This is a genomic window from Stieleria sp. (assembly GCF_041595215.1).
GTDB classification, from domain to species: Bacteria; Planctomycetota; Planctomycetia; order Pirellulales; family Pirellulaceae; genus Stieleria; species Stieleria magnilauensis.
The window spans coordinates 1-3,343 of sequence record NZ_JBFHKV010000958.1 but is presented as its reverse complement, the minus strand read 5'-3'; the positions used below and the strand labels follow the sequence as shown (position 1 = coordinate 3,343).

4 protein-coding genes are annotated in these 3,343 nt (G+C 60.6%); 1 reads left to right on the top strand and 3 read right to left on the bottom strand.

Features of this window, described 5'->3' with window-relative positions; all coding sequences use genetic code 11:
* On the top strand, positions 1 to 1,374 hold a 1,374-nt coding region (locus ABX749_RS26805), incomplete at its 5' end, for a carbon-nitrogen hydrolase family protein (RefSeq protein ID WP_372898707.1).
* A gap of 80 nt (positions 1,375 to 1,454) precedes the next feature.
* Here the strand turns inward: ABX749_RS26805 and ABX749_RS26800 are convergent.
* The 3 genes from ABX749_RS26800 to ABX749_RS26790 all read right to left on the bottom strand — a co-directional run.
* Positions 1,455 to 2,003 carry a cysteine hydrolase family protein gene (locus ABX749_RS26800; RefSeq protein WP_145219338.1) on the bottom strand — a complete coding sequence of 183 codons (549 nt, stop codon included), beginning with the start codon at positions 2,001 to 2,003 and terminating at the stop codon, positions 1,455 to 1,457.
* A gap of 173 nt (positions 2,004 to 2,176) precedes the next feature.
* Positions 2,177 to 2,821, bottom strand: a complete 645-nt coding sequence (locus ABX749_RS26795; RefSeq protein ID WP_372898706.1) for a hypothetical protein — start codon at positions 2,819 to 2,821, stop codon at positions 2,177 to 2,179.
* 66 nt (positions 2,822 to 2,887) lie between these two features.
* A partial coding sequence (locus ABX749_RS26790) for a porin (protein ID WP_372898704.1) occupies positions 2,888 to 3,343 on the bottom strand: 456 nt, incomplete at its 5' end.

The window sequence follows — 3,343 nt, the reverse complement described above, 5'->3', positions numbered from 1 at the left end:
TGGAGAAATCTGATGGGTTTGAATCGTTTCCCGCTGGTCGTGTTGGTCGCGCTGGCCTTGCTGGGATCCACGCCATCGGCAGCCGAGGACGCGACGGCGGAAGGTTGGAAAAGCCTGGCCCCACGCGAGGAGATCCAACCGATCTTTCAAACGACGCCCTCCGCCGACGGGGACCCGGCCGGGCTGGAACTCATCATCCGAGCGGACGATCGCCAGGGGCTCAGCGGGCATTGGCGACGCAGCGTCCCCGTCGTCGGCGGTCGGCACTACCAATTCTCGGTGCTGAGAAAAACCGACGGGATCGAACACCCCCGCCGCTCCGCGATCGCACGAGTGCTGTGGCGTGACCCAAACGGCCAAAAAGTCAAACATGCCGCGCCGGCCATCGACTCCTTTCGCCGAGGGATTCGGCCACAGTCGGAACCGGAGTTTCCCGCGGTGGTGGGAACACACGACGGCTGGGACGAACTAGCGGGCGTCTACCTGGCACCGCCCGACGCAACAACGGCGACGATCGAACTGCATTTTCGGTGGGGCGATCCGCATTCGTCGGTCCGTTGGAAGCAGGCTCGGCTGGAAACGGCACCGGCTCCGCCGAAGAACCTGGTTCGCTTGGCGACCATCCACTACCAACCACGCGGCGGCGAAACCTCGATGGACAAATGCCGCCAGTTCGCGCCGTTGATCGAACAAGCCGCCAAGCAAGACGCCGACCTGGTCGTACTACCGGAAACCTTGACCTACTACGGCACGAAGGGAACCTATGCCGACGCTGCCGAGCCGATCCCCGGGCCGTCGACGGACTACTTTGCCGAACTGGCCAAGCAACATGACATGTACGTTGTCGCCGGACTGCTCGAACGCGACGGCCATTTGATTTACAACGTCGCCGTCCTGTTGGGCCCCGACGGTAACATCGTCGGCAAGTACCGAAAGGTCTGCTTGCCCCGCAGCGAAATCGAAGGCGGCATCATGCCCGGAAACGAATACCCGGTCTTCTCGACCCGCTTCGGCAAGGTCGGCATGATGGTCTGCTACGACGGCTTCTTTCCCGAAGTCGCGCGGGAACTGGCCAACAACGGCGCTGACGTCATCGCCTGGCCGGTTTGGGGATGCAATCCACTGTTGGCCCAAGCGCGGGCGTGTGAAAACCATGTCTACCTAGTCAGCAGCACGTACACCAAGTCGACCGACAACTGGATTCGATCAGCGATCTACGGACTCGACGGCACCGCCCTGGCCGCCGCCGACGAGTTCGGAACGATCGCGATTACCGAGGTCGACTTGAATCAGACGCATCATTGGCATTCCCTGGGCGATTTCAAAGCCCAGCTTCCCGCCCACCGACCGGTGGCGGTTAGCCCTGTCGATTAAAGCCCAACACCACTCAGTTAAGCGTGGCTTCCTCAGGTGAGCGCCCGTAGGCTCGCGATAAACGGCTGCCTACTAGAGCTTCACTCCACACGTTGCATCCAAGCCTCGTTGCCGATCACTTCACTGATAAACATTTGCTGCGCGACCAGAATTGATTGATGCAACTGTTCCGCGGTCGCCTTGCCGGCTTCGTTTTCCACCGTCAGTGTGCCGGTCGCGTCACGCAAAAACTCCACCTTGTAGCCGCGATGAAAGGCTTGGCGGGCGGTCGTGTCACAGCACATGTGGGTCATGTATCCGGCGATGCTGATCGTGTCGGCAGCTGTTTTCTTCAGCCAATCCTCCAGCTCGGTTCCGGTAAACGATCCGGGCCATTGCTTGTCGATCAGCACATCACGGGGGCGTGATTGGACGTCGGGGTGCAATTGCCACATCTCTGAATCCTTGCGAAAAATCGGTGATTCGGGATCGGCTTGGTGGTGGCGAATGACGGCGGTGGGCACCCCCGCTTCGGCCGCTCGATCCATCACCTCCAGAATGCGTTCGAGGTGTCCGGCGGGATGAGAAATCGGCAGTGCTCCGTCGAAATACTCACGTTGAACATCGATCACCAATAACGCTCGGGACATGCAGCGGTCTCCTGACAGGTTCTACGGTAGAAGGAGTGTCTAATGTAGGCGTTCGATGCGTTCTCGGGGGCATTGCAATGCTGCCCCCCCGACCACGCTCCACAAAAAAACCTCGCCGTTGCCAATGGGCAACGACGAGGCAATGGAACCAACCGGGAGTTTCGATTGGGCAATCACTCGGCGACGGGTGCCGGCGGGGCCGCCGTCGGTGTCGGCAAAGCCTCTGACGGGGACCGATAGTAGTCCGCCGCATCGACGGGTGCATCGGCAGACGCATCCACCGCGGGCTCGGCGACCGGTGCCGGCAGCACCGATGCTTGGCTGGGCTGCAATGCCAGCGGGGCGGCGGCACATCCGCTATCGCAGCCCGCTCCGCCCCCACAGGCACCTGCACACGAACCGGGGCAGCAGCCGCAGCGATCCTTCTTTTCCGCCGTCCAGGTGTACTCGCAGGCGGGGCACTTGTACTTTTCAGTCTTCAGCACGCAGACCTTGCGGACACGGGCTCCGTTGTGCACACACGCGGTGCAGCCGAGTCCGTCGCAGGCCGTGCACGACGCACAGGCAGCTTTTTTGGCTTTCTGCCACGGAAAGACAACTCGTGGAATACAGATCGCTTTGGATTCGACAGTGAAACACGTCTTTTCCTCTTCGACCTGTTCGGCATCGAGTTTGCAAACATGGTCGCACACGGGGCAGCACGCACAGCCGGTTTGATCGAGCAGTTTACCGCCGAGGGCAAACGCACTGTGGCAATCGAGCAGACAGAGCGCGGCGGCCAGCAACAGGCCGGCCTGAATGGTTTTTTGAATGGACATGACTTCTTCTTGAAATGGAGTGGTTTGTGAAAACACCCGTTGGGGCGTCTGACATTGAACGGATCGTTAGAAGTCGATCATGTAGCGGAAACCGAGGATGCTGAAGTCGCCATCGATCCCGGCGGCCAGCGGCACGGCCGAGCGACCTTGGCCGGCATTCTCGATTTCACCCATCACCATGTTGGCTTGGATCTTGGAGTACGCGGTCCAGTACCAGTTCAGACCGGCCGTCAACGCATACCCTTGTCCGCCGCGGATATCGGAATCAGACAAATCCAGGTAATCCGCACGCAGCCCCATGCCCAACGCACCCCAACCCCTTCCGGTGCCGCCGGTGCAGCGGTCGACGACGAAGAAGTTTTCGAAGGGTTTGACGCGATCGATCGTTCCCGAACTTCGCTTCAGCGGAATGTGCTCTCCGGTCAGGAAGTAGTGCGCGAACAGGTAGCCGCCATGGAATGTCAGGTTGCTGCCGTTGAACCCGCCCAACGCGTCACGCTGCATCCAGGTGGTGAAGTACTC